The organism is Novosphingobium tardum, from assembly GCF_042652045.1.
In the GTDB taxonomy this organism is placed as follows: Bacteria; Pseudomonadota; Alphaproteobacteria; order Sphingomonadales; family Sphingomonadaceae; genus Novosphingobium; species Novosphingobium tardum.
Map to the genome: position 1 here is coordinate 1 of NZ_JBHSDR010000003.1, position 25,987 is coordinate 25,987.

The window sequence follows — 25,987 nt, forward strand, 5'->3', positions numbered from 1 at the left end:
ATTGCGCGAAGGGGCTGCCAGGTACGCTGGAGCGTGCCTGGCCGGTGCCCCACTCCTGGTGATTGCCTGGGCGGCGCGGTATTCCTCGGGTTGCTGGAATTGCGAGCTCCAGATGCCGCGGCCAGCAGCCTTGGCCTGGTCCTCCTCGCGGACGTAGTCCTGGCTGTACTTGCGAAAAGCGGTGGCCCAGCCTGCCTCGACCATCGCCCGGTTAAGCTCGACCCCGGACACGGCGCAGGTCGCCAGGGTCCTGCCATACGTGTCCATTCCGCGGCCGCGGCAGTCTACCCGCCCCGAGCCGATCAGCCCGCGCAGGCGAGAGGCCGCCTCTTTCCCGCAGCGCCAGATTTCCCCGCTCCTCGTGCAGGTCTGCTTGCCTTCGGGAGCATCGATCCCGAACAGGCGTACCGACAACCCCGCGACGCTGAGCGAGTCCCCGTCGACTACCTCGGCGGGACCAGACAACGTCTGCGCCTGGGCTGGCAGGGCGGTAACGAGGGCCATTGCGACGAGCATCATCTTCATCGGCCAATGTTGCCACGGCGATTGTTGCGAAACAATTCTGGAAGCGTCGGTAAACTCCTTTCGGTTCCCCGTGCGGGACTTGGGATCCTGAGAGCTGACTGAGTAGTCGCAGGACGGTCTTTGCCCGCTGCAAGCAAACGTTGCGCTCCATGAACTGTTTCTCGCTCGCCGAGCCATGCGGTGCCACTTACCCGGCGCGGCATGCCCATGTTCGATGCCCAACTTCGTGACCTCTCCCGCCTTGGAGAGCAGAGCCGGCAACGCCGTCTCATTGCGCGCTCTGGACGTGATTTCTCCTCGAACGACTATCTCGGCCTTGCTGGCTCGGCGCGGCTGGGAACCGCCGCGTGCGAGGCGATCGCCCGCGGCGTTCCACTGGGGTCGGGTGGATCGCGCCTCTTGCGTGGCAACCATGCCGAGCACGAGGCGCTGGAGGAAGAGGCGGCGTCTTTGTTCGGCTGCGAGAGTGCACTGTTCTTTTCCAGTGGTTATGCCGCCAATGCCGCCTTGCTCTCAACGCTTCCCCAGCGCGGTGACCTGGTCGTCCACGACGCGCTGATTTACGCCAGCGCGCATGAGGGAATGAAGCTGGGCCGAGCCGATCACCGGGCTGCCGCTCACAATGATCCCGATGGTGTTTCCGATGCGATCGTTGCCTGGCGCGCTGCGGGAGGCACGGGCCGCGTCTGGATCGCGGTCGAGAGCCTCTACAGCATGGATGGGGACACGGCGCCCCTGCCCGAGCTGGCTGAACTCGCGGCCCGCCACGACGCGTTCCTGCTGATCGACGAGGCCCATGCGACCGGCGTGTTCGGGCCGGACGGACGCGGCCTGGCAGCGAACTATGATGGGGCGGAGAACGTCATCACCTTGCGCACCTGCGGCAAGGCGCTGGGCTGCGAAGGCGCCTTGCTCTGCGGCCCGCAAGCGATGCGCGACTTTCTGATCAATCGCGGCCGCGCCTTCATCTTCTCCACCGCGCCCTCCCCGCTGATGGCAGCGGTGGTGCGCGAAGCGCTTCGCATCCTCGTCGACGAGCCTGAACGCCGTACCCGGCTGCACGAGCTGATGGCGTTGGCCGACCAGCAGCTGGCGCCGCATGGCGCGGTTGCGACGGGATCGCAGATCCTCCCGCTGATCCTTGGCGACGAGGCGCGCACGATGCGCGCTGCCCTCTACCTCCAGAACGCAGGGCTCGATGTTCGCGGTATCCGCCCGCCGACCGTTCCGGCCGGCACCTCGCGCCTGCGGGTCTCGCTGACGCTCAACGCCGGCCGGCAGGACATTGCCGCTCTGGCCGACGCACTTGGCGAGGCGCTCGCATGAGGAAGGGCATTGTCGTTACCGGGACCGATACCGGCGTGGGCAATACCGTGTTTGCCGCAGCACTCGCCGGAGCGGTGGGCGGCGAGTACTGGAAGCCGGTCCAGGCCGGGCTCGAGGAAGAGACCGACAGCGCGCTGGTCGCGCGACTGGCGGGGTTGCCGGTTGATCGAATTCTCACGCTGGAGGCGCTGCCAGAGCCGAGCATGACGCGGTGGACCATTCGTCGGAAGGCTGAGGTCGTCGCAGCAGTGGATGGCGGGCTACTCACCATCGATGAGGCCCTGGATCGCTACAAGATTGACGGTTTTGACCCGGGGATACTCCAGAGACTGCAGCATCAGTGATTGGTCATTTACCGGGAGATGGCGTGAGGAGAACACTCGCATGACATTCAGGTTGCGACAGATCGCGGTGGCGGTCACCGACCTCGAAGGTGCATTGGCCGATGCCGAAGCGATATTCGGAGCGTCTCATCCCTACGAAGATTCCGGGGTCGCCCGCTATAAACTTCGCAATGCCGTCTACCGGTTCGGAGACACTTTTCTCGAGCTTCTGACGCCAGTCGCCGGAGACACGACCGTCGGTCGTCTTCTCGCCAGGCAGGAAGGCGATTGCGGCTACATGGTCATCTTGCAGACCGACCGGATCGAAGAAGCTCGGTCTCGCGTAGCGAAGGCAGGTATCCGGGTTGTAGATCAACTTGACCGGAACGGCTGCGGCTTTACCCACCTGCACCCGCGGGATGTCGGCGGAACCCTGCTGTCGATAGATTACATGTCCCGATGGACCCAGTGGGAATGGGGCGGCCCAGGCTGGGAGAGTCACGCTGCGCCAGCGTGTTCAATCGTCGCTGCGGAGATGCACGGGCCGGAGCCTGAACTCATGGCAAGGCGCTGGTCGGCGGTGCTTGGACTGCCGTGTTCCGAGCACGAAGGGGGTTGGCGGATCGCACTCGACGGGGGCGAACTGCTGTTCCTTTCCGATAGCGAGAGGCGCGGCGAAGGCCTCCGCGCTCTCGCCGTGCTATGCGCTCAACCGGAGGCCGTCTTGGAACAAGCGGCGAAGCGCGGTCGCGCGTCACCAGATGGTGGGATCAGGTTATGGGGCATGACGGTTCGCGTTCTCGGCCCGGCATCCAAACCACCCCTTCACAGCGCGCAGACTGGAGAATGAAAGTGGACTACACCCAAATTCGCTATGAGCTTCATGGCCGGGTCGCCATCGTCACCCTTGATCGGCCCGAACGGCTCAACGCATGGACCCCGGACATGGCACGAGAGTTCCGTCAAGCCATGGAGCACGCGAACCAGGATCCACAAGTCCGAGCGATCATCGTCATCGGCGCTGGCCGGGGATTTTGCGCTGGGGTCGATATGGGGGCGCTTGAGGGGATGACCGAAACCGGCAAGACCGGGTCGACCCGGTTCGAGCCGCTTGACCAAGACTCGCGGGCCGACTTCCAGCATCCGATGACCTGGCTACCCTCCGTCAGCAAACCGGTGATCGCGGCTGTCAACGGTCCGGCGGCCGGGTTGGGCCTGGCTCTGTTGCTCTTCTGCGACCTGAGGTTCGCTTCTAGGGATGCGGCTTTCGTAACGTCCTTTTCACGCCGCGGTCTCATAGCCGAACATGGCACGAACTGGATGCTCACCCGGCTGGTGGGTCATAGTCGGGCAATTGATCTGATGTTCTCCTCGCGCAAGGTGGACGCTGAGGAAGCGTATCGGATCGGCCTTGCTGATCGCATATCCGATCCTGATCGCTTGCTGGAAGAAGCCCATGCTTACGCCACGGACCTGGCGGAAAATGTATCGCCCCGATCGCTCCGCATCATGAAGCGACAACTGTGGGACGCGTTGTTCGTGGACCTGGCCGCATCGATGGAGGAGGCCGATCGGGAAATGAAGTTGAGCCTGCAAAGCGCGGACTTCAAAGAGGGGGTGGCGCACTTCCTGGAGAAACGGCCACCCAGGTTCGCCGGTAGCTGATCGCCCGGAAACAAATTGACCGTGCAATGTCCAGCGGAGTCCGTCAGCTTTGAGGTTACTCAATGTTGCCGCCTATCCGCTGAATAGGGCGCGTAGCTGTTGTCAACGCCAGCCCGAACCCATGGCAGGTTTCGGGTGAAGTGAGTGCGGCTCCCCATGGCCGAGATGGGGCCGCTAGCGGACATTCTGCTGTTGGTCGATCGCTCCCCGAAGCTGCCGGTCGCAAAACAACCCATCGCGGACATTTTAGCATTGCGTCGCATCGGTGGCTGCAAGCCTTTAAATACGTAGCTGGCTGCCGAGTTCGACGACGCGGTTGGTCGGCAGCTTGAAAAAGTCCATTGCCGACTCCGAGGCTTTCAGAAGCCACGCGAAAAGATGTTCGCGCCATAATGCCATCCCGACCACTTCCTTCGACGCGATCAGCTTTTGCCGGCCGAGGAAGAAACTGGTTCGCATGAGGTCGAACGGCACACCGCAACCCTTCGCGGCGCTTAGGTCGCGAGGAATGTCGATCTCTTCCATGAAGCCATAGTGGAGGACCATGCGATAGAAGCCGTGACCGCAGTCTTGCATCTCGATGCGCTCCGACGGGTCGACCTGCGGCGTCTCTTCGATCTGAATCGTAAGAATGATGACCCGCTCGTGGATCACCTGGTTGTGCTTGAGATTGTGCAGCAAGGCGGAAGGCACGCCCTCTTTCGCTGCGGACAGGAACACGGCCGTGCCCTTGACCCGATGCACCGACGGACCGACGGACTGAATGAACGATTCAAGCGGCACCGCCTCGTCGGCCAGTCGCTCACGCATCAGCGCTCGCCCTTTCGCCCAGGTCGTCAACACGGTGAAGATCGCGCCGGCGACCAACAGCGGGAACCAGCCGCCGTCGACAATCTTGGTCGCGTTGGACAAAAAGAACATGAAGTCGATAGCGGCGAACAGGCCGATCGTTGCCACGGCCGCCCAACGGTTCCAGCGCCACACCTTGAAAATCAGGACCGCCAGCATCGCGGTCGTGATAAGCATCGTGCCTACCACGGAGATGCCGTAGGCGGACGCAAGTCGGGTGGATTCGCCGAAACCCAGGACGAGCAGAAGCACCATCACCAGCAGGCCCCAATTGACGCTAGGCAGATAGATTTGACCCGCAGCCCGCTCGCTGGTGTGAAGAGTCTTCAGGCGCGGCAGGAAGCCCAGTTGAATCGCTTGGTGCGTGACCGAAAAGGCTCCCGAGATCACCGCCTGGCTGGCGATGATCGTAGCCATGGTCGAGATCAGCACCAACGGGAGCCTCGCCCATTCCGGGGCCATCAGGTAGAACGGGTTTTCCACCGCCGCAGGATCGTTCAGCAACAGCGCTCCCTGGCCCATGTAATTGAGCATGAGGCACGGATAAACAAGTGCGAGCCAGCTGATCGAGATCGCCTTGCGCCCAAAATGACCCATGTCAGCGTAGAGCGTCTCTGCGCCCGTCACCGCAAGGAACACCGAGCCCATGGCAAGGAAGGCCAACCTGCTGTCGTGGCGGAAGAACCCGACCGCCCACAGCGGGTTGACGATCCCCAAAATGTCGGGATGGCCGACAATGTTGGCGATGCCGAGCGTCGCGAGCACCGCGAAATAAACAAGCACGATCGGCCCGAACAGCGCTCCCACCCGCGCTGTGCCGCGGGATTGAATCAGGAACAGCCCGATGAGGATTAGCACTGCGATCGGCAGCACGAGAGGGGCGAGCTTCGCCTCAACGATGGTCAACCCCTCCACCGCGGACAGGACCGAGATCGCCGGTGTCAGCATCGCGTCGCCATAGAACAGCGCAGCCGCCAGCACGCCGAGCAAAGCCAGCGTGGCGGTCTGACGATGCCCGGCGAGATGACGCGAGATCAGCGCCAGCAGCGCGAAGGACCCCCCCTCGCCCTTGTTGTCGGCGCGCATCGCGACGAACACGTATTTGAACGTGACGATGAGCATCAGCGACCAGAAGATCAGGCTGAGTACGCCGAAGATATGCAGCCGGTCGACTGCCAGCGGGTGCGGGCCGATGAAAGTCTCTTTCATCGCATAGAGGGGCGAGGTGCCGATATCGCCATAGACGACCCCGACACTGCCTAGGATCAGGACCGGCAAACTGTCGCGCTGACCATGTAAAGCCGACCGGGACGAGCCGGTATCCGGGGCGCCAAGGTCGCCCGCTGGAGTAGATGTTGCCATGGACCACCTCTGGACGCGAACCGCATAAAGATTCCATGTGGAATTGGAGGTAAATGGCGCGAAGATGCTTGGAAAACCTCGACGAACGGCAGGGTTCGGCTCACTTTATGGCGATGCAAACCAATCCCTTCGTCATAGGCGGGCGTCAGCCTTCGCTCGCGATGCAATTCGCTGGTTTTGCCGCTGCGCTGCTCATGGTGGCTGCCGCGACGCTTATCGGGCTGCTGATCGCGCCACGGTGGGGCAATGCCCCGGTGGTGCTTCTCTACCTCCCGCCAGTCCTCCTCGCCGCAGTCTATTGCGGACTGTGGCCAGGCGTCGCAGCCGCGATCGCAGCAACGCTAACCTTCAATTTCTATTTCACGGCACCGTATCGCACGTTTGTGATCCATAGTCCGGCCGACGCCGTGACCGTCGCGATCCTGTTTCTCGTCGCCACGGTCACAAGCCGCCTTGCTTCATCACTCCGGAACCAAGCCCAGCTTGCCGCGACGCATGCCGCCCGAAATGCGGCGATTGCGGGCTTTGCCCGGCGCTTGCTGACATGCCCCAGCGAACTCGACATCGCGCTCGTGACCGTGGCTGAGGTCTCCCGCTTGTTCAATTGCTACGGAGTTCTAGTCAGTGATCCAGAGCAACCCCACGTCGTCGCGAGCATGCCCGCGGATATAGTGCTGGCACCAAGCGATTTGGCCGCAGCGAGCTTGACGCTGCTTACCGGCAAGTCCGCGGGGCGCGGTGTCCGCCGGGACAATTTGGCCGACTGGCAATTCCATCCGATTGCTCCTGGAGAGAGCGCAATCGTGGCGATTGGGCTGGCGCGAGAGGATGGAGCTTCGCCCGTCGACGACGGGCAAATCCAACTGCTTGGCAGCCTTCTCGACCAAGTGGCGCTTGCGCTCGAACGGGCGCGACTGGAGCGCGAAGCTCGCGAAGGGGCTCGTGCGCGCGAACGGGATTCCATACGATCCACCCTTCTCGCGTCGATCGGTGAAGACCTGAAGCCGCGGCTCGCGACCATTGCTGGGGCGGCGCGGGCCTTGAAGCGCGATGGCGTGGGAGACAAGGCCACGCTATCAATGATGGCCACCGAAACCGCAAAACTCGATCGCTACATTGACCACCTGGTCGATCTCGATCCCGACGACCGGGACAAGCAGATCGAAGTGGGCCCCCTCGCTATCGACCTTTACCGCCGACTAGTGAGAAGGGATGGCGAGGAGGTGCATCTCACCCCAAAGGAGTTCGCAGTTCTGGCCGAACTGGCCAAGCACGCGGGCCGGGTGCTCACCCACGCCCAGCTTCTGCGCATGGTCTGGGGACCGGCTCATGAACAACACATCGACTATCTCCGGGTCGCCATCCGGTCGCTTCGGCAAAAGCTCGAACGCAGCCCTTCCGATCCTGAGCTAATCATCAATGAGCCAACGATCGGCTATCGGCTCACGGTTCTCGCCTGATTGCTCGTTGCGAGATGCAAAACGATTCCATGCGGATATCAGTTTCGCGCTGGCCGTGCCGGGTGTGGGTCACAAAACTACGTCGGTGGCCAATCACCATGCGTCTCGCGCAGAGGCGAATGATCGTCAGGCGTATCGCGAGAGCAACCTAATAGCATCCCGCGCCAAGCCGACTAAAACTCCAGTTCCAGCGCCAGGCGGAACTGTCCGTCGCTGTCGTCTCGCGCGGCGCCCAATGCAAACAGGTATCCAGCCTGGAGTTCCATTTCGGGGCCCAGACCCTCGATCTCGACCTTGGCCACCGGACCAGCAAAGTGTTCGGCGCGCGGTGCCAAATGGTCGAATGTCCCGAGTTCCCCAAAAGCCTGGACGCCAAGGCGGACTTCTTCGAAAGTCTCGACGTCGGCAGACGCCGCATACCCGAGTTCCACCTCGGCACCGCTCTTCAATTCCTTTTCAGCGATGAGGTTCAGCCTCAAGTCCACAGGGCCCGCCCGGCGCTGCATGAGCAGCTTGGTCTCGACCTTGTCCGCGCCATCGAAGGCGACCTCATACTCGCCATAGGCAGCGAGGTTCACCCCGCCCACGCGGCCGAGTTCATAGATTGCCTCGACGCCCACTGCTTCGAACCGACGGTTTTGAAGCGGCTCCTTCTCAAGCTCGCCAATGAGGCCCAAGCGAAGTCGATCAGTTACACCATAAGCCGCCTCGAGCTTGAGAACATCCTCGCCATCGTCCGCGCCGCCATCGAGACGACCATAGATAGTCTCGACTTCCGCTTCGCCCTTCTCGACTTCGGCTCCGTAAACCTCTTCGCCAAGGCCAGGCGCCGCGTGCGCCGTCGCCGGCACGATCAACGAAACTGTGGCAGCAAAAACGGCTGCCCTCTGGATATACTTCATTGGAGCCCCTCAATATCGCGGCTCCAACTAATGCGAATAATTCGCATTTGCAACCTAGATGAGTGGTGCCGGCGTCCAAAACCCGCATCCGGCCTCACCATCCAGGAATAAGGGATGGTCAGCATCAAAGCATCAGTTTAGCAATCCTCGCCATAACGCCGGATCCACGCGCGGACGCTACGTCATCGATCTGTACAGTCGCAATGCCCGGATAGGCGATTGGGATGTAAGGAGTTCTGGGGAACCGCCTTTCCGGGCTCGCGAACTCAGCAGGTGCGTCTTAGCGCGGGTGGTCCTGCTGATCGGCCATGTGCTTGATCTGCGATTCGCCCATGGCAGAAATGAGGGCCTCGCCGCTGACCTGGAAGTTGCCTGACGGCAGGAGGGCGTGCTCGCCGTCGACCCTCACCAGCAGCTGCTGGATCTGGCCCTGAGCATCGGCAACGACGCCCCGCACGCTGCCGATCTTGTCACCGGCGGCGTCGAAAATCGGGGTTCCCTTGTCGACCGTGAAAGCCCCCTGCTCTTGCGCGGCAAGGCTGCCTGACGTGGCCAGCAAGCCCGAGGTCAGCGACGCCGCGCCGCCGGCCGAGCCTTGCACACCGCTGGTCAGGGTACCGGCGGCGCCCACCAAACTGGCGGCGGCCGACCGTCCCAGCTGAACTGTCGCCTGCCCGGCGGCGCGACCTTGACCATAGACGGCTCCCGCGACCGATTGCACCGCATCAGTGCCGACCAACTGCGCCGAGGCCGAGCCGTTGCCCGAGCCGGAAGCGGCCGCAGATCCATTGCCCGAAGGAGTGCCGGCCGGGGTGACGAGCGCACCGGTTGCTCCGACGGCGATGCTGCCGCTGCCTGAGCCATTAACTTCGACGGCACCGCTGCGGCGGTCCGCGCGCGCGGACCCCTTGGCGCTGCCCGAAGCATTGCCCCCGTCGCGGGCGCCGCTGGCTGTAGTGCTGGTGGGCAGCGAAGTTGTCGAGGGAACGGGCAGGCTCTGTCGTATCGACCCGTTGAGCATTCCGCCCAGCGATCCACCGATCGAGCCGCCACCGCCGAGAAGCTGTGCCTGTGCGGGAACAGCGATGAGCGCGAGCGCGCTGGTAGCCACAAGAACAAGTTTCATGAAATGCCTCCGTCTGTTTATCCGTCGCTGGCGGTCGTTCCGCCGGCACAGGAAGAAAACGGATCGGCTTTCCGGTTTAATCCAAACTTTTTCAGCGGCCGCAGGCGCGGCACAAAAGCCCGCGCCCGAATTGACTGTCAGGTCCTGCTGGGCCCAGATCTTCTGCTTCATGATCGAGAGTGGTCCGCAAGTCGTTACCGCGATCGAGCGCGCGCGCGGCGCGTGCAGCAACCAGCGGAACAGAATAGGAGGTGCCGCGCACGCGCGTCTTCTTGCCCTCTTTGTTCAGGGCAAGGATGTCAGCACCCGGAGCGGCGTAATCGAGGTGAGTGGCACGGCCTGCCTCGATCAGCGCGCGATTGCGGCCGTCCACCGCGGTTACTGCCACGACGTCCGGGTATGACGCAGGGTAAGCCGGCGGAGCAGCGGGGCCGTCGTTGCCAACGGCGGCGACGATCACCACGCCCTTGCGTTGCGCTGCCGAAATCGCCCTGCCCACTGCCGAGTTGTTGGGGCCGGCAAGGCTGATCGAGATCACCTTGGCGCCGCCGCCGATCAGCCAGTTGAGCGCCCGGACCAGCGCAAGCGCATTGCCGCCGGCAGGATCGGTTCCGTAGACGTCGGCCACCCGGATGTTGCGCACGCCCGCGCCCGCGAGCAACGAGGTGACCGCGCTGCCGTGGTGGCTCGCTACAGGCGCTCCCTTGGCGAAGCCGCGCACGACTCCGACAGGCTGCGCCGGCGCGCCGTCGATGATCCCCACCGGGGTGGCGATTGCAGTGCCTTGGGCCGAGGCTGCGGCGGCGAGCTTGGGAAGCGGCGGTGCGCCGCTTTGAAAATGAAGCGTGTCGGCCGCGACCTCGGCCTGCGGCGCCACCTTGCGCAACAGCGCTTCGCCTTGCGCGAGGGACAGCCCACGCGGGAGTGAAAAACGGAGCACCCTGAGGTCAAGGCTGTCCATCCGTTCGGTGCCTGACAGCACAAAACCCGCATCTTCCGCCGCGCGCAGGTCGGCGGGCTCTGCGCCCACCAAGAGCAGTTCGCCCCGCCGCGCCGGATCGCCCTGGGCATCGAGTTCAATCAGGTCGGGAAAGCGCCTTAGCAGCCGGTCTGCCCGTTCAATGCGCGCGTCCATCAAATGCTGCACGGTTTTCCCGGCAGTCTCTCGCGCCGTCTTGAGCGTATCATCCAGCGGCAGTGCTGACGTGCTTAGAGGAGGTAGGGCAAGCTGTGGCAGCCCGAGCTGGGCCATAGCCGGCGCCGCAAGGGCCGCTGCGCCGAGCGCGAGAAGGGGCAGGTATCTGCGCATCGTAGCCTCTGACAGGAAATCACCTTAAGCATGGATTAAACGCGCCGGCCCGCCCGTTTAATGCAGGAAAGAGGCGGAAACCCAATTTCGAACGATAACTTTGAAGTGCGCGTGCTGGCGCTATTGCCGCGATTGCGCCGATTTGCCGCGGGCCTTGCACGTCATCCGGCCGACGGGGACGACTTGTGCCAGGCGACGATCGTTCGCGCCCTTGGCAGGCGCGACCAGTGGCAACCAGGCACACGCCTCGACAGCTGGATGTACACGATGATGCGCAACATGTGGATCGACGAGCAGCGAGCGCGCAAACGGCGCGGCGAGACGTTCGTGGCCGAAGAAGCTGGCGCGGCTGTCGGCGCCAGCGGGGGCCAGGAAGCAGCGGCTGCCCTTGGCGACATCGACCGTGTGTTGCGACTGCTGCCCGACGAGCAGCGTGAAGCGGTGCTGTTGGTGATGGTCGAAGGCTATTCCTACAAGGAAGCTGCCGGGATCGTCGGCTGCCCGGTCGGGACGCTCAATTCGCGCCTGGTGCGCGGGCGCGATGCGCTGATGATCCACTTGGGAGAAGCCGCATGAAGCCCTCGCGCGAAGAAATCGCCGCTTTCGCAGACGGCGAACTTGAGGGCGCTCGCCGCGCCGAAGTCGCCGCAGCGATCGAGGCAGACCCCGAGCTGGCAGCGCAAGTCGGCGCCCATCGCGCCCTGCGGGAGCAGCTCTCGTTGCACTTCGCCCCATTTATGGAAGCTCCCTTGCCGGAGCGACTGATCCGGCCACTCGAGCAAGGAGATGCGGTGATGGAGCTGGCCGATGCACGCGGCAGGCGCGACGTGCGCAGTTCCGGAAGCATCGCGCGGTGGGCATGGCTCGCCGCTCCGGCCCTGGCGGCTTCGCTCGCGCTTGCCTTGTTCATGCCGGGCCGGGATAGGGGCAGGCAGGTCGAAGGCCAGCTCGCGGTGGCGCTGGACCAGCAACTGGTCTCGGGGCAAGCGCCCGACGCGCCGCAACGTATCCTCCTCAGCTTTCGTAACAAGGCCGGTAAGTATTGCCGCGCATTCACCGCGCAGGATCAAGGCGGGATCGCCTGCCGCGAAGCTGGTGGGTGGCGGATCGAGCAAGGCGGGGAAGGAGTGAAGCCCGACAGGAGCGAGTACCGCATGGCGCGCAGTTCGTCCGCCGAGTTGCTCGAACGGGCGCAGGCGATGGCCGTGGGCCCGGCGCTCGATGCCGCCCAGGAGCGCCGTGCGCGAGATGCTGCGTGGCGCTAGCGCCGCGAATTTGCACAAGATGGATTAAGCCGGCGAACTCGCTCGTTTGACAGGTGACCGCCAAATCGGGAGATCACCTGTGCGCTATTCCGTTGCTCTTATCGCCGTTCTCCTTGCAGTGCCCGCACTCGCACAGGAACCAACCAGCCGCGCGCCGGGCACGGGCGAGACGCGCTCGAAGGTTGAAATATCAACTGGCGTGGATTTTGAACGCGGTGATTTCGGCACCCCGTCGGACATCGAGAAAACCACCATGCCGTTGACCATTGGCGTCGCGAAGGGGCGGGTCCGAGCAAGCGCACAGCTCCCCTGGGTCCGCGTGACCTCGCCCGCCAATGTGATCGCGCCGACCGGGCCGCTGGGCTTGCCGATACTGGTCGACCCGACCCGCCCAACCACCCGGAGCACGCGCCAAGGCCTCGGCGATCTGCAAGTGAACGCGGCCTACGATCTTCCGGTAACGGGCTTCTTCGCCAGCCTGCGCGCCGGAGCCAAGCTGCCGACTGCTTCGACCGATAAGGGTCTTGGTACCGGAAAGGCCGACTACTCGGTTGGAGCGGACTTCGCGAAGCCGATGGGCGCGGTGACGCCCTTCGCGGGAGTGACTTACACGATGGCGGGCGCCCCTGACGCCTTCGACTTGCACAATTCCTTCTCCGGTCAGGCCGGCGCAGCTGTTCGTCTCGGCAACGCAACCACCGCACAGCTTGGTTATGTCTATGCCCAAAGTCCGATCAAGGAAGGCGATAACGATCAACGTATCGTGGGCGGAATGAACGCTGGCTTTGGCAAAAGCTTGTCGCTGGGCGTCTATGGCTCCGGCGGGCTCAGCGCCGGTGCGCCGGATATCGGCGGCGGGGTGACACTAGGCTTCAAGGTCGGCGGGTGAATGCTTTCGCCGGACGTAGGTTTCGACGATACGCCAAACCATTGGATTGGCAGCATCCAGCGGGCAAAGCTAATTGACGGATTTTTGGGCCGGTTGCCGACTGTCTGCTTTTCCGTCTGATCAGCCGGGAAACTGTCGGTCCGCTACCGACCCCATTTCGGACATCCCGGATTTGAGCCCAATGCGCAACTTCCCGCTCGATCGCCGCCAGTCGACATTTGCTCGGCATATCGAATGCTGTCGTTCGCTTGAGCCTGATCTGGACATCAATTAGGCGGTCTTGCGAATCGGTAGACGCTTCGCTGGGTTAAAGTTGCCGCTAAAAACCGTAGTTCATTAGCGCCCGCGTAAACGTGCGCCTGATGTCGGCTCGCTCGAACGGAAAGGCGCGGAAGAAATCCTGGACGGAAATGGCTGGACTGCCGGCGCGCACTGCTCCGGCCCATCTTCGCGCCGCTGCGTCGCGTCCCGCGAGAGCGTGGCACAGCACCGATATCATGGCGATTAGTACGTGCGAATTCGGCGCTCGCGCCGCGCGTTCTGCCCAGTCGGCCGCCTCGGCGTGTTCTCCCCTCACTGCATGGGACAGCGCACGCGAGCCCATCATTGCGTAATTCATCGGATCGATCGGGCTTAGCGCCATCGCACGATCGGCGTGTCGCTGGCCCTCGGCGCCTTCGCATAGGATTGAGTCGGTCAGGGCGTGGGCATAGCTCGCCTGGGCGTAGTTCGGATTGAGGGTCAGCGCGCGGTCGATCCAGGGCAAACTCTGCCAGATCTTCCCAGTGAGCCAATGCGCGCGCCCGAGCACCAAGTTGGCGAATGGATCGGCCGCGTCGAGCTCTACTGCCCGGTCGGCATGGCGCCGCGCTGCGAGCTTCTCGTTCTCGGCATTGGGGACATACCGCATGAATGCGTTCTGGAAATGAGTGAACGAAAGTCCGGCATGAGCCCGCGCGAAGCTGGGGTCCCGGGCGGCAGCTTGCTCGAACAAGTCGCAGGCTGCGGCGTTGTCCTGAGCGGTGGACCGAAATACGCGTTGCAGCGCGAGATGGTACAGTCCCCAGGCATCTAGGTCCTCGGTCGATTTTGTTGTAGCGGCATGCGCCTCGTAAACGGGGATGTGGAATTCTAGGGCCGATATAATGCTGGCGACAATGCGGCTCCGGGTCTCATGAATGGCCTCGATCGGCGCTAGAAATCGGTCACCCCAGATCACCCCGAGCGTGCGCGTATCGACTAGGTCGACGGTGATCGCGAGCCTGTTGTCCGAAGGCTCGAGAGTCCCAGACAGGCAGTATTTGACCCCGAGCGTGGCCCCGACCCCCGCGATATCGGGTTCGGCGTCGCGGAACTGAAACGACGAGGCTCGCGCGATTACGAACAGCCAATGCAGGCGGCTGAGCTCCGAAATCAGCTCGTGAGGCAGCGCCTCGGCGATCAGCGCGTGCTTCGCCTCGCCACCCAGAAGGCGCAGCGGCAGCACTGCTATCGACGGCTGCGAGCCCGAAGCGACGGATCCGTTGGTGTGGCTCGTCGCCGCTAGCCCAGGAACATCCAGCCGATAGCCGAAACCATGCACGGTCTTGAGCAGCTCCGCCTCGGCTCCCAGCGCCTTGCGCAGCGCAACGATGTGAACCTGAAGCGCGGCCTCCTCGACCAACTGGCTGGGCCAGACCGCATCCAGCAGCTCATCCTTTGTGACGAGCGCGCCGCGCGCGTTCGCCAGCGCGGTCAGGATTTGCAGCGGCTTGCGGGTTAACGGAACGGGCGCCCCGTCCGCCAAGAGCTGCCGGTCCGGCTGCAGCGTCAGCCGACCGAGCTTAATTTCTCGTGTGGCCATAAGCACTTTCGCTCCGACAGCCCGGCTAGGACGGTAACCGGTAAGGCTTGGCTAGTCGAATCGGTTGAAAGAAAACTTAGGAAAAAGTTTGGAACCGCGACAAGGACTGCGGTCGTTTGAGGACGTACGCTTGGCCGGTATCCGCGATCTTTGCGGCAAGTACGGACCGTGTGGATGACCGACGAAAGGAATGTCCCATGCCCTATTCAACTGAACTGAAATGCGGCGCTGCCGCGATTCTCGGGATCGTCCTGATGAGCGGTGCGGCGACGGCATCGCCGGGCAACGGCGTCACGCCCGAGACGTTCGTCACCGCCGGCCTTCTTGACGAGGCTGATATCAATCATGACAGGGTCAAGCTTCAGACTAAGGACGCAACCACCGTCCGTGTCCAGAAGCTGACCTTTGCGGCCGGAGCCTTCACCGGCTGGCATCACCATCCCGGCGCGGTCATCGTCGCGGTGCAGTCGGGATCGGTGACACTCGTCGATGAGAATTGTTCGACCAAGACTTACGGCCCCGGGATGCCCGACGGGTCGGTGTTCGTGGAAGGACACGACGAATCGCACGAGGCACGCAGCGCATCAGGAGCCACCGTGTATGTGACATATGTCGTGCCAAACGCTGGTGCGGTCCCGATTGTGCGAATCGAAGATGCAGCGCGGTCCTGCCCTTAGGACTCCTGAACGCGCTTCGGCAGATAGACGGCGATGGCGGCCCTATATCCGAAATTGGTGTTCGCAGCGGGAATCGCTGCGTTGGGCGTCGGGCTTTTCGCGCTGGGGAACGCGCCCGACCCCGGAGCGCCGGCCGTGGAGCCCGCCTTGCCCTCAGATTTCGTACAGCTTCCTTACCCGACCACGGCCCAGCGGCCGGCCGAGTTTGTCCAGCCGACCGGCGCGCCCCCCCAATCCGCCGGGGGAGCGACCGCCGCGGTTGGCGCCGGAGGTCCGGCTCCAGAGATGGATCCCTACGCCGGCTAGGACACTTTCAGACTTTCCCGGGGCGCGCTTTCGACTTCGCCGCCGGCGGAATACGATTGTCAGGAGCGTGGCCAAGGCTGGCAAGGGTTCGGATTGTGTCGTGTGATCGCGTTTGGCGCGTGTCGATTTTTGGATACTAACGTGGCCAAGGTAGGTTCCCGAGGAACGACCTAATCGTAAGCAACTCGGCAGCTAGTCCGAGATTTCGAACCGAAATCGGCCGCGCCGCTTACGGACCCAAGCACCCCTGGTTAAGGCTCGCCGAGTGTCCGCTTTCCACCCCATTGCTGACGTAGCCGTCCGGGGATGAGCTTCCCAGAATCAGACGCAGTATCGAGGCCTGCTTACTGGCCGCTGTGGGGCCGGAACCGGCACGTCAGCCTTTGGAGAGTCGCCGAATGTAGCGGCCGTTAGTTGAGAGAAGCGCGGAAATGCGCCTTCGACGCATTCCTAACTGCTTCGGCGCAAGAAGCGCTTTGGCGACTGTATTCCGCCTCGATTGTTGCTCAACGTTGTCGTGAACAGACCCGTGTCAGGATCGTAGATGGGTGGTCCTCGAAAGGGTCGGTAGCGCTCAATTACGTGCGCACATTCGATGTCATCCCAAGGTCGGAAGATCCGCATCGCACCGCCGTCCAGCCGAACCTTCGAGAAGGGTCGAACTGTGACCTGATCGACCACAATTTCTTCGGGCGTTTCAGATGACGTGTAGGAGTGTGTCGCATCCCGAAGGGTGGCCTTGTAATGCACCCGAGCAACTACTTCCGAAAACTGCAACGGGTGTAATCGCCTTCCGTCCAGGTCGAGCGGACCTTTGCGACCTGCCTCGTATTGCAGTCCGCCATCGTTCACAAAGACGACCCCGACGGGTCCGAGCCGAACGGCGATCGATTGCCCTGTGAGATGTGTGGACAGGTCGAACTCACCAAAATCATCGTCGGGTTCGATCCGATACATGTACAGAGTGAACGGGTGGGGACCGTGAAGGGAGTGGAATGTCGTTTGTTTGCGTCCACTCTGCAGAATGAATTGCGCCTGCCTGAACTCATCTAAGAAGTCCCGAGGGAGGATGGAGCCCTTCGATGGATTCCTTCGGTCCGCCGAAAGGGTGGTCTCTTTAACGAGCAGGCCGATGAAGACCTTGCAAAGCCACCTGCCCAAAGTGACCCGCGCACCGGCATCATCGAAATCCGGCCGTTCCAGAAACTCGATGACTGCATTTTCGATGTCGCGGAGGAAGCCGTTATTACAGCGCTCACAACACGGAATAGTGAGCTGACGGTAAGGTATTCGAGTTCCGTTGAGCAGTGTCAGCGTCTGATTGAACAGGTCAAAACGCCGCTGCGTCCAACGGGGGATAATGTGCTCGCCCTGGCCGGCTGTTGGTTCACCGCCACATGCGAAGCATTGACCACCCGTAAAGGCGGAGCCTGACGCAGCGCGATCGATCAGGCTTAGTACATAATCGTCAGTCATGAGGGTCCGACCACGCCGACCTCAAATGTCCTCCACTCCTCGTTTCGGATGCCACCTGAAGCGCCGCTCGACCATTGGCCGCCAAATCTGCTCCGCGCCATCCTTTCCCTCGGTCGCGATGTGATCGAAGTCGAGCTCATGGCCCGTGCACGCAATGAGCGCTTCTCTGGAGAGAGCTTGAATCTCGTTGGTCATCTCCATGAGATATACGAACAACGCCTGGTCTCGCGGTATCTCTCTGTGCAGCTCGTGAGCCAGAAAGTCGTCACGGCCATTGCGTAACAAGCGTTCACGGTTCGGATCTTCTGCCGCCAGACGATCAAGCCGCTGCTTCAGTCCCCTAATGGCGCGTCGTGTCATCCAAACGTTCCGGCGAGCCCATTTCTCAGGATGCCGCTTGCGCGCCTTCTCGACGAGGGCTTCTGAAACGCCGTCTCTGTCCAGCCATTGGGCAATCACCACAAATGAAACCTTATCGGACGTCTCAAGCTTTCTTGGCCTGTCGAGGACCCGAACAATTATGAGGGTCAGTTCCCGCAGCAGCGCGTGCTGTATGATGTTGAAGGCTCCGGCCATAGGACCCCAAAGCTTGTCTCGCTTCGCTGCCTTCAAAGACGCCTCATTTAACGCCGAAAAGACCGCTTGAAGGGATGTCGCTTGTTCGACGCTCCCGTGCAGACGTCGTGAATATGCCTGCAGGCGGGCCAGGATTTCTTCAGTGGTCGCCTTGTCCAATTCGGCCACGCTCAATCCACCTTCCGCCTCGCCCATTCCTTGATAGATCGGCCGCCCATACAGCGCAAAGCTGTCACCATCATCCATCTGAACGAAGGTCGGCTTTTGGCGATCACCAATGACCGACGGAATGACCGAAGATAGGGCGCATCCCTGCCGCTCAGACAGATAACCCCATCTATGTTTGGCGTTATCCTCCAAGTGCTGATCGGCCCAGCGGGCCCAAAATATTTTGGGGACCGCTGGGCGCGTCGGGTATGCCGCGTGCAGTTTGGGATTGCCGATAATCTGTTTGATACCAATCCCGGAACCCGTGGGCAGGCATCAACGAGACCTTCAGCTCTCAAGCGCCGTAGAAATACTGATTTGTCGATTTACTCACTTTTTAGGACACTTCGGCACTGCGGTCGGTGGGGGGTCGCAATATGCCAGATAGTCACGGAACCGACGAAATGCGGGTTGCTGCACTCCGGTCTCTGCAGATTCTCGATACCCCACGCCAGGGTTGCTTCGACAGGATTACAGAGTTCTGCACAGAGCTGTTCGATTGCTCGATCTCGCTGATCAGCCTCATCGATGCGGATCGCCAGTGGTTTCTGGCCGCATCAGGCATCGACGGCCGTGAGACGCCGCGGGAGATATCTTTTTGCAGCCATGTCATTGAAGCAGGTCGCAGCCTTCTGATTTCTGACGCGCTAGAGAACGATTGCTTCCGTGCAAACGCCATGGTGGTCGGCGCGCCTGGCATTCGTTCGTATCTTGGCCAGCCTATCGCGAGTGCAGAGGGAGTTCTGCTGGGCACGCTATGCGTCGCCGACACCAGACCTGACCATTTCCATGAAGGGCATATCGACCAACTGCGGTATTTCGGCAGGATCGTTGAAGATCTCATCGAGGCCCATCGTCAGCGAATGGAATCGACGCAGCTCGCGGCGGAGCTTGAGGAGCGTTCCGAGCGGTTGAAGAAGTCCAATCGCGTATTCGCCCAGGCCGAGCGAGTGGCCAACATCGGATCCTGGGAGTTGGAGCTCGAGTCTGGCCGGGCGACTTACTCAGACGAGAGCCTTGCCATTCTCGATCTGTCCAAGAGCCAGACGTACTCGCTCAATACGGCAATGGAACTATATGTTCCGGAAGATCGTCCCATGCTGGAGGCGGCCCTAGAAAACGCCGTCGTGACTCGTGGGTCCTCCAGTATCGAGGCTCATGTGATAACCCCTTTGGGCCATAGGAAACGGATCAAGGTGGTGGGCGAGTATCTGGAGGCGAGCAGTGACACGCCCGCGCGGTTAGTCGGCATTCTTCAGGACGTAACCGAAGCCTACCATTCGCAGATGGCGCTCCAGCGGGCCGCGGATTACGACTCCCTCACGAGTCTGCTCAACCGGCAGGCTTTTGATCGCCATCTGGGTGAGCGGCTGAGGACGCAACGCCATTCAGGCAGAGATTTCTTCGTTCTGCTTCTCGATTTGGACGGCTTTAAGGACATTAACGACACTTTCGGTCATCTCGTGGGAGATGTAGTTCTCGAAGAGATCAGCTCGCGCATCACCGCGGCTGTCCCTACCGACGCCTTGGTCGCGCGTTGGGGAGGCGATGAGTTCGCAATTATTACCCCGATGGGTATCTCGCAGGAGGACGCAACTGCCGTCGGCGAAAAGCTCATTCGGGCCGTGTCTAGGGAGGTAGAGATTGCAGGTCGAAAGGTCGCGGTAAGCGCCACCTGCGGCCTCGCTCGAAGCGCGGAGACTATCGTCGCCCGCGAGTTGCTGCGACGGGCAGACCTTGCGCTGTATCATGGGAAGCGGCGGGAACCGGGCTGCACCCACCATTACCGCGTGCTCTTGGAGCGCGATAATCGCCTCCGCCAAGAAGCCATCGGTCTGGTGCGCAGCGCACTGACCGAGGATCGACTGTTTGCCGGCTACCAACCTATCGTCCGCCTTGCGGATAACGCCATGGTGGGCCTTGAGGCGCTGATGCGACTGAATACGCGTTCGGGCGACAAACTCACCGCAACGCAGGTTCTACCTGCAATCCTCGATCCGATTTTGTCGCGCGAGATTAGCGATCGAATGATCGATCTGGTCTCAACGGAATTCCCCGAAATCCACGCTGCACAGCCGGACGTTCAGTATGTGAGCTTGAATGCAACCGAAGCAGACCTGTTGAGCAGGGACTTTTCCGATCGCCTTCTCTCAAGACTTCGCGGGCAGAAGATCGACCCGCGGAACGTCACACTTGAAATCACCGAGACCATGTTCTTGGTCAACGACGCCGCATCGGTTCAGTCAGTGCTGTCCAAGCTTCGCAATTCCCGAATGCAGATCGCGCTCGACGATTTTGGAACGGGCTTCTCGTCGTTATCGCATCTGCGTGATTTCCCCATCGACAAGGTTAAGATCGATGGAAGCTTCGTTCAGAAGATGTGCACCGACCATCAGTCGCGGCTGATCGTGCAGGCGCTCATCGCGATGGCGAAAAACCTCGGCAAGGAAGTTATTGCCGAGGGGATCGAAACGGACGATCAGCGCAAGCTCTTACTTCAGATGGGATGCTATTACGGCCAGGGCTTTCTATTTAGTCCTGCCGAGAATGCGTGCAGATTAAAGCTAATGCAACTCAGCAGCGGCGCGCCGAAAGGTCGTCGTAAGGCGGCCTAGACAATGCTCGCAAGACACACCTGGCGTCGCTTCAACCACTCTGCCATTCAACAGTTTCGGTGGATTCGGTCGGGCGTAAGTCACCTCGTGAGAAGATTAATACCCGCGTAGGTTGATTGTCGAGTGCGGCAGCTTTGCGCGTTGTCCCGACTACTACAGACGGTTCGTCGTGGTCTTATCACGATGCATAAAGCGAGGGAATGTTCCGGGCCATCTCCGTGCAAAGGCACAGGGACCGAAGCAGTGGGCGCGCTTGGCCCTTGTGAGGAGCCGAGCGCGCCCCTCTGCCAATCAAGGCGCAGAACTTAGCGCGATATGAGCATCGTTGAGTCCATTGCGGCAGGCACCCCAGCCAAAGTCGAGCAACCGTACCTTGCTGCCTAAGACAGCGCTGTCGGCCGATCAGGAGGCCTTGCTCGGCTTTCAAGCCTGAGCGCGACAAGCTGTATCTTCGTGCCGCGTAAGCAGGGAACTTCCAGACAGAGAATTAGTCGGATTTTGGCCGTGCCCAGGCCAAGATAGCCGCGTCTCTCGCCCACGGCTCAGAAAATCATGGCGCCAAAGCCCGCAGAACTGGGCCACTTTCAGGGTGCAGGGTGCCCTAAGGCGATATTGTGTCTGGTTGGCTGACTGTTTGGTGCGGTCGAGAAGACTCGAACTTCCACGGGCTTTCGCCCACAACGACCTCAACGTTGCGCGTCTACCAATTCCGCCACGACCGCTAAATCATCGGGGCTGCGCGCCGTTGCGGCTGCGGTCCCGGGGGGGTAGGCGCGTGCCCTTAGCAAAGCCCCCCCACCCCCGCAACAGCCAAACCACCTCGCCGCAAACGTCTTCTGCGTCGCGCGGCGCCGTTAATCCTGTTCCTTTACGGGACGTTCACCACGATCGTTAACGCATGGACCCCGCACTGCTCCGGATCGGACCATTTTCGGATGCTTCTGCGCTTGCCTGAGGTGGCGTTGCGCGCGTCAACATAGGGCCATGCCGATTGGTGCCAACCTTGCCCTGTCCGCTTCGTTAGCCATGCTGACGACAACACCGATCGCGCCGGTCGATCACCGCGACGCGCCTGTACCAGCACCGCGAGTCACGGCGCTGGCGAGCGCAACTGTAGTGATCATCCGGTTCGAACCCGCGGTTCCTCGCGCACGGTCCGATGCGCCCCAGCGTCAGCTGAGCGACAACGGGCGCACTATCGAGTTCTATTGACGCGCAACGCGCCGCAGCGGGTCAGCCGGGCTTCCAGCCGATTTCGGCAACCGTGGCGGAACGGGGGACGTCGGTTACCGCCTCGTTGATCGAGACGCTTTCGCCGGGCGCCAGCGCCGGTTTGGGCGAAGCCACTTCCCAGGTATAAACGATCCTGTCGCGGCCATCGCGCAGGACGATCAGGATCGGCGGCACCCGGCGGGTCTCCTGGCCTACATTCGTCACGCTGCCGCTAGCCCCGAAATACTCGGTCCCGTTGGGCAATGTACGCCGTTCCTGCTGCTGCGCGGGGAACTCGAGGACGAGGTCGGGCTGCGCCGCGGCAAACGTCGAATGCGGCACAGGCACCCAATCAGGTAGGCCCCACACGCTGACCGCGCCGATAAGCCCGGCGACGAGCAGTGCGAAAACCACGGCTGCCGCCGTCCAAAGCCGTGCCGGATTGCGCCGCGGCCGGAACGGAGGCTCATGCGCGAAGCTTGACGGGGCCTCGTCGAAATAGGTGTCTTGCGCGACCGCCCGTTCGGGTTCGGCAAAGGCAGGCGGGGGACCGATATCGTCCTCGTAACGCTCGACCGGCTCATCGGCGACGGGCGGCGCAACCGTCTCGGGCTCGGACCACGAGGTCTCGGGCGCGGACCACGAAGTCTCGGGTTCTTCGCCGCGATCCTCGTGGGCCACGGCGTCCGGCTCCGCCCATGCACTGGGAGCTGGCGCATCAGGCGCGTCCTCGACAGCCTCTTCCGGTGCAGGCGCCGTAGGTGGTGGAGGGGAAGGCGGTGGCGGAGGAGGGGATGGCGAAGGTTCGGGAGCTGCCGATAGCGGCTCGGCAGCCGGAAGCTCGGCAGGCTGGCCGTCCTGAAACCAGCTATGACGGCATTTCGCACAGCGCACGGTGCGCCCGTCCACGCCTATCGCACTGTCGGGAACGACATATCGCGTTGCACATGCGGGGCAGGCGATGATCATGCGCAGGGTTAAGCACGGGCAATCCATCGCAGACAAGTGCCAGCCCCCCAACGATTGCGGCAGGAAGCCTTTTTTCCACATCGATAGGCAGCTATAGGCCTGCCGGGGGGCCGGCCGAGCGGGCCGGATCGCGATTGGGTTAGATGAAAGCGCCGAGACGATGACCGACCCCGGCGAGCCGGAGATCGTCCAGTTCGACAACGTCGGGCTGCGCTATGGCACGGGCAAGGAGATCCTTACCGACATCTCGTTTACCCTTCATCCGGGCAGCTTCTACTTCCTGACGGGCGCGAGCGGTGCGGGCAAGACGTCGCTTCTCAAGCTCCTCTATCTTGCCCAGCGGCCGTCGCGCGGCCTGATCCGCATGTTCGGGACCGACGCCATCACCCTTCCGCGCGCCAGCCTTCCCGGCTTTCGCCGCCGGATCGGCGTCGTGTTCCAGGATTTCCGCCTGGTCGCGCACCTTTCTGCGTTCGACAACGTGGCCCTTCCCCTGCGTGTGGCGGGGGTTACCGAGGACGAACTGCGCCGTCCGGTGGCCGACATGCTCGAATGGGTCGGCCTGGGCGACCGCAGCCACGCCCGCCCGGCAACGCTTTCCGGCGGGGAGCAACAGCGCGTTGCCATTGCCCGCGCCGTCATCGGGAGGCCGGACCTGCTGGTCGCGGACGAGCCCACCGGCAACGTCGATCCCGACATGGCCGTAAAGCTGCTGCGACTGTTCGAGGCATTGAACCGCCTGGGCACGACGGTGGTCGTCGCAACCCACGACGTCCACTTGCTGCGCAAGGTGCCGGAATCGCTGATCATGCGGCTGGACCGCGGGCGCCTTTCCGACCCGACCGGTGCGCTGCGCTACCCGCCGCGGCGCGCAGCCGCCCCCTCGGTCCTGCCGCAATGAGCGGGCCGCCGCTTGCCCCGCGCGCGCTGACCCAGCGCTGGCGCTCGCTCACGGGCGGAGGTCCCGCTCAGATGGTTCCACAAGGACGTCTCTCGGGTCCGATGCCGTGGGTCATCGCGATCATGGTTCTGCTGACTGCCATCGCCGCCGCCAGCGGCATGGCGCTGCGCAATGCGGCCCATGCCGCCAGCGCCGACCTTTCCGGCGGCGTGACCGTGCAGATCGTCACCGCCCTGCCGGCAGAGCGCGCGCGCCAGGCCAACAACGCGCTCGCCACCTTGCGCACCGCCCCTGGCGTCGCGCACGTCCGCCTCGTTCCCCAGGACGAGGTCGATGCACTGATCGAGCCCTGGCTGGGCACTCGTAGCAACGATCCCGCCGCGGCCGACGCCCTGCCCATCCCCGCACTGATCGACGCGCGGCTGACCGGGCCGGTGGACGAACCCCGCCTCGAGGCGCTGCGCAAGCGCCTGGCTCCCGTCGCACCGGCGGCGCGCGTAGATGCGCAGGCGGGCTGGCTCGAACCCGTGTTCGACGCGCTGGCGAGCCTCCAGTGGCTAGCCCTCGCGCTGATCGTCCTGCTTGCCGTGGCAACCGGCGCAGCGGTGCTACTGGCCACCCGCACCGCGCTGAACACCCATCGCGCGACAATCGAGATCATCCACCTGCTTGGCGGCACCGACGGACAGATTGCGCGGGTGTTCCAGCGCAGCATCGCAATCGATGCGATGGCCGGAAGCGCGCTGGGCCTGGGACTTGCAGTCGTGGTCGTCCAGTTGCTCGCCCGCCAATTCGGCCAGCTGGGGTCGGGCGCGATTGCCGCAGGATCGCTCGGCTGGCTGGACTGGGCGGCGCTGGGCCTCGTTCCGCTGGGCGCCATAGCCTTGTCCGCGATAACCGCGCGCTTCGCGGTTTTTCGTGCGCTCAAGGCAATGCTGTGACAAGGGGCCGGCCTATGCGGATCGGCAAGCAACCTGGAATCGGCCGGAGACTCCTGTCGCTGGTGGTCTTGCTGTGGGTCCTCGGCTTTGCCTGGTTCGCGCTGGTCTTGCCTCAGCCGATCGGGGCGGGGCGCAGCGACGCAGTCATCGTTCCAACTGGCGGAGAGGGTCGGATCGGACGCGGGCTCGAGGCGCTAGACCGCGGTTGGGCACGCAAGATGCTTGTGGCGGGAGTGGACCGCGAGGTGAAGCCGCGCGAATTCGCCGCCGAATACCGCGTCGCACCCCGCCGTATGGCCTGCTGCATCACACTCGATACCGAATCGGTCGACACCCGGACCAATGCGCGCATCGCCGCCGACTGGATCGCAAAGAACAACGTCCGCTCGGTGCGCCTTGTCACAAGCGACTGGCACATGCGCCGCGCGGCGTGGGAGCTCGAGCACGTCGTGCCGGCAAATGTTACGATCGCGCGTGACGCGGTCCGCTCGCGACCGAGCCTTCGCATCCTGTTTCTCGAATACAACAAGCTGCTCGCCCGCCGGGTGGGCGCGCTGGTCGGGCTCTAAAGGACCGGCCATGGCAGTGCTTCGCAGCCTTGCATTCTACCTGTGCTTCTACGTGGGCAGCATCCCCTTCGTGGTCATCGCCGCGCTGGCGATCGGGTTTTCGCCGCGCGCCATGCGCCGCACCGTTCGGCTATGGGCAATGTTTCACCGCGCCTGCGCGCGATACATCCTCGGCATCCGGCTGGTTATCGAGGGCCGGCCCTCGAACCAGCCGATGCTCTACGCGGTCAAGCACGAGAGCTTCTACGAGGCGATCGACATGCCGGCGCTGTTCGACCTGCCGGTGGTCTTCGCCAAGGCTGAACTGATGGATATCCCGCTGTGGGGCCGCGCCGCCGCCGCCTTCGGAGTGGTCGCGGTAGAACGCGAAGCCGGTGCCAAGGCGCTGCGAGCAATGGTCGCAGCGGCCAAGCGCTTTTCGGCGTCGGGCCGGCCGCTGGTCATCTTTCCGGAGGGGACCCGGGTCCCCCATGGCGCGCCGGCTCCCCTGCAAGCCGGGTTTGCCGGGCTCTACAAGCTGATCGGCCTGCCCGTGGTGCCCGTCGCCGTCGACACCGGGCCGCTCTATCACCGGCGGTGGAAACGGGCGGGCATCGTGACCTACCGGTTCGGCGAGCCTATCCCCCCGGGTCTGCCCCGCGAGGAAATCCAGGATCGGGTTCTGGCCGCGATTAACGCCCTCAACGGCTGAACC

24 protein-coding genes, 1 tRNA gene and 1 pseudogene are annotated in these 25,987 nt (G+C 62.9%); 15 read left to right on the top strand and 11 right to left on the bottom strand.

Going from position 1 to position 25,987, the window contains the following annotated elements; all coding sequences use genetic code 11:
* On the bottom strand, positions 1–525 hold a 525-nt coding region (locus ACFO0A_RS00055), incomplete at its 3' end, for a thermonuclease family protein (protein ID WP_379536943.1).
* 201 nt (positions 526–726) lie between these two features.
* Between ACFO0A_RS00055 and ACFO0A_RS00060 the strand changes: the two genes are divergently transcribed.
* From ACFO0A_RS00060 to ACFO0A_RS00075, 4 genes are read left to right on the top strand one after another with little or no spacing between them, the layout of a single operon-like run.
* Complete coding sequence (locus tag ACFO0A_RS00060) at positions 727–1,851, top strand: 8-amino-7-oxononanoate synthase (RefSeq protein WP_379536944.1); 1,125 nt, start codon at positions 727–729, stop codon at positions 1,849–1,851.
* Positions 1,848–2,195 (top strand): DUF1153 domain-containing protein, encoded by a 348-nt coding sequence (locus tag ACFO0A_RS00065; RefSeq protein ID WP_379536945.1) that lies wholly within the window; start codon positions 1,848–1,850, stop codon positions 2,193–2,195. Before ACFO0A_RS00060 ends, ACFO0A_RS00065 begins: the two co-directional genes overlap by 4 nt.
* A gap of 40 nt (positions 2,196–2,235) precedes the next feature.
* The gene (locus ACFO0A_RS00070; RefSeq protein ID WP_379536946.1) at positions 2,236–3,024 is read left to right on the top strand and encodes a VOC family protein; all 789 of its coding nucleotides are present in this window, start codon (positions 2,236–2,238) and stop codon (positions 3,022–3,024) included.
* On the top strand, positions 3,021–3,839 hold the full coding sequence (locus ACFO0A_RS00075; protein WP_379536947.1) for an enoyl-CoA hydratase: 819 nt from the start codon (positions 3,021–3,023) through the stop codon (positions 3,837–3,839). Before ACFO0A_RS00070 ends, ACFO0A_RS00075 begins: the two co-directional genes overlap by 4 nt.
* A gap of 279 nt (positions 3,840–4,118) precedes the next feature.
* Here ACFO0A_RS00075 and ACFO0A_RS00080 read toward each other — a convergent pair whose 3' ends face one another.
* Entirely contained in the window at positions 4,119–6,050 is a 1,932-nt protein-coding gene (locus ACFO0A_RS00080; RefSeq protein ID WP_379536948.1) for a potassium transporter Kup, read from the bottom strand.
* Positions 6,051–6,118: 68 nt separating this feature from the next.
* Here ACFO0A_RS00080 and ACFO0A_RS00085 point away from each other — a divergent pair, with 68 nt between their 5' ends.
* A complete protein-coding gene (locus tag ACFO0A_RS00085; RefSeq protein ID WP_379536949.1) occupies positions 6,119–7,510 on the top strand; it encodes a DUF4118 domain-containing protein in 1,392 nt (463 codons plus the stop codon).
* A 173-nt stretch (positions 7,511–7,683) separates the two neighbouring features.
* Here the strand turns inward: ACFO0A_RS00085 and ACFO0A_RS00090 are convergent, their stop codons facing one another.
* The 3 genes from ACFO0A_RS00090 to ACFO0A_RS00100 all read right to left on the bottom strand — a co-directional run bounded on the left by ACFO0A_RS00090 (position 7,684) and on the right by ACFO0A_RS00100 (position 10,673).
* A complete protein-coding gene (locus tag ACFO0A_RS00090) occupies positions 7,684–8,412 on the bottom strand; it encodes a hypothetical protein (protein ID WP_379536950.1) in 729 nt (242 codons plus the stop codon).
* Between the two features lie 280 nt (positions 8,413–8,692).
* Positions 8,693–9,538, bottom strand: a complete 846-nt coding sequence (locus ACFO0A_RS00095; protein WP_379536951.1) for a hypothetical protein — start codon at positions 9,536–9,538, stop codon at positions 8,693–8,695.
* A gap of 91 nt (positions 9,539–9,629) precedes the next feature.
* The gene (locus ACFO0A_RS00100) at positions 9,630–10,673 is read right to left on the bottom strand and encodes a S8 family serine peptidase (RefSeq protein WP_379536952.1); all 1,044 of its coding nucleotides are present in this window, start codon (positions 10,671–10,673) and stop codon (positions 9,630–9,632) included.
* Between the two features lie 234 nt (positions 10,674–10,907).
* On the opposite strand from ACFO0A_RS00100, the gene ACFO0A_RS00105 reads away from it, so the two are divergent.
* The 3 genes from ACFO0A_RS00105 (at position 10,908) to ACFO0A_RS00115 (ending at position 13,001) form a co-directional block, all read left to right on the top strand.
* On the top strand, positions 10,908–11,423 hold the full coding sequence (locus ACFO0A_RS00105) for an RNA polymerase sigma factor (protein WP_379536953.1): 516 nt from the start codon (positions 10,908–10,910) through the stop codon (positions 11,421–11,423).
* Positions 11,420–12,112, top strand: coding sequence for an anti-sigma factor family protein (locus tag ACFO0A_RS00110; protein ID WP_379536954.1), 693 nt, complete (start codon positions 11,420–11,422; stop codon positions 12,110–12,112). The genes ACFO0A_RS00105 and ACFO0A_RS00110 overlap by 4 nt, the downstream gene beginning before the upstream one ends.
* Before the next feature lie 79 nt (positions 12,113–12,191).
* Positions 12,192–13,001, top strand: coding sequence for a hypothetical protein (locus ACFO0A_RS00115; protein ID WP_379536955.1), 810 nt, complete (start codon positions 12,192–12,194; stop codon positions 12,999–13,001).
* A 319-nt stretch (positions 13,002–13,320) separates the two neighbouring features.
* Here ACFO0A_RS00115 and ACFO0A_RS00120 read toward each other — a convergent pair whose 3' ends face one another.
* Positions 13,321–14,844: a winged helix-turn-helix domain-containing tetratricopeptide repeat protein gene (locus ACFO0A_RS00120; RefSeq protein ID WP_379536956.1), complete on the bottom strand. Its 1,524-nt coding sequence runs from the start codon at positions 14,842–14,844 to the stop codon at positions 13,321–13,323.
* Positions 14,845–15,041: 197 nt separating this feature from the next.
* Between ACFO0A_RS00120 and ACFO0A_RS00125 the strand changes: the two genes are divergently transcribed.
* The gene (locus ACFO0A_RS00125) at positions 15,042–15,521 is read left to right on the top strand and encodes a cupin domain-containing protein (protein WP_379536957.1); all 480 of its coding nucleotides are present in this window, start codon (positions 15,042–15,044) and stop codon (positions 15,519–15,521) included.
* Between the two features lie 756 nt (positions 15,522–16,277).
* On the opposite strand, the gene ACFO0A_RS00130 is transcribed toward ACFO0A_RS00125, so the two are convergent.
* Complete coding sequence (locus ACFO0A_RS00130) at positions 16,278–17,303, bottom strand: hypothetical protein (protein WP_379536958.1); 1,026 nt, start codon at positions 17,301–17,303, stop codon at positions 16,278–16,280.
* Between the two features lie 21 nt (positions 17,304–17,324).
* On the bottom strand, positions 17,325–18,239 hold the full coding sequence (locus ACFO0A_RS00135) for a hypothetical protein (protein WP_379536959.1): 915 nt from the start codon (positions 18,237–18,239) through the stop codon (positions 17,325–17,327).
* A gap of 251 nt (positions 18,240–18,490) precedes the next feature.
* Here ACFO0A_RS00135 and ACFO0A_RS00140 point away from each other — a divergent pair, with 251 nt between their 5' ends.
* Positions 18,491–20,701, top strand: coding sequence for a putative bifunctional diguanylate cyclase/phosphodiesterase (locus ACFO0A_RS00140; protein ID WP_379536960.1), 2,211 nt, complete (start codon positions 18,491–18,493; stop codon positions 20,699–20,701).
* Positions 20,702–21,336: 635 nt separating this feature from the next.
* Here the strand turns inward: ACFO0A_RS00140 and ACFO0A_RS00145 are convergent.
* A tRNA-Leu gene (locus ACFO0A_RS00145) sits at positions 21,337–21,423 on the bottom strand.
* Between the two features lie 304 nt (positions 21,424–21,727).
* Between ACFO0A_RS00145 and ACFO0A_RS00150 the strand changes: the two genes are divergently transcribed.
* Positions 21,728–21,913, top strand: a complete 186-nt coding sequence (locus ACFO0A_RS00150) for a hypothetical protein (RefSeq protein ID WP_379536961.1) — start codon at positions 21,728–21,730, stop codon at positions 21,911–21,913.
* A gap of 21 nt (positions 21,914–21,934) precedes the next feature.
* Here the strand turns inward: ACFO0A_RS00150 and ACFO0A_RS00155 are convergent, their stop codons facing one another.
* The gene (locus ACFO0A_RS00155; protein WP_379538174.1) at positions 21,935–22,594 is read right to left on the bottom strand and encodes a thioredoxin; all 660 of its coding nucleotides are present in this window, start codon (positions 22,592–22,594) and stop codon (positions 21,935–21,937) included.
* Between the two features lie 192 nt (positions 22,595–22,786).
* Positions 22,787–22,963 (bottom strand): annotated as a pseudogene (locus tag ACFO0A_RS00160) (MJ0042-type zinc finger domain-containing protein); the annotation flags it as partial.
* A 79-nt stretch (positions 22,964–23,042) separates the two neighbouring features.
* On the opposite strand from ACFO0A_RS00160, the gene ftsE reads away from it, so the two are divergent.
* Genes ftsE through ACFO0A_RS00180 form a run of 4 tightly spaced genes read left to right on the top strand, consistent with a single transcriptional unit; the run spans position 23,043 to position 25,984 of the window.
* Positions 23,043–23,783: a cell division ATP-binding protein FtsE gene (gene ftsE / locus ACFO0A_RS00165; RefSeq protein ID WP_379536962.1), complete on the top strand. Its 741-nt coding sequence runs from the start codon at positions 23,043–23,045 to the stop codon at positions 23,781–23,783.
* Entirely contained in the window at positions 23,780–24,724 is a 945-nt protein-coding gene (locus ACFO0A_RS00170) for a cell division protein FtsX (RefSeq protein WP_379536963.1), read from the top strand. The genes ftsE and ACFO0A_RS00170 overlap by 4 nt, the downstream gene beginning before the upstream one ends.
* A gap of 14 nt (positions 24,725–24,738) precedes the next feature.
* Positions 24,739–25,293, top strand: coding sequence for a YdcF family protein (locus ACFO0A_RS00175; RefSeq protein WP_379536964.1), 555 nt, complete (start codon positions 24,739–24,741; stop codon positions 25,291–25,293).
* A 10-nt stretch (positions 25,294–25,303) separates the two neighbouring features.
* On the top strand, positions 25,304–25,984 hold the full coding sequence (locus tag ACFO0A_RS00180) for a lysophospholipid acyltransferase family protein (protein WP_379536965.1): 681 nt from the start codon (positions 25,304–25,306) through the stop codon (positions 25,982–25,984).
* The last annotated feature ends 3 nt before the right edge of the window (positions 25,985–25,987 follow it).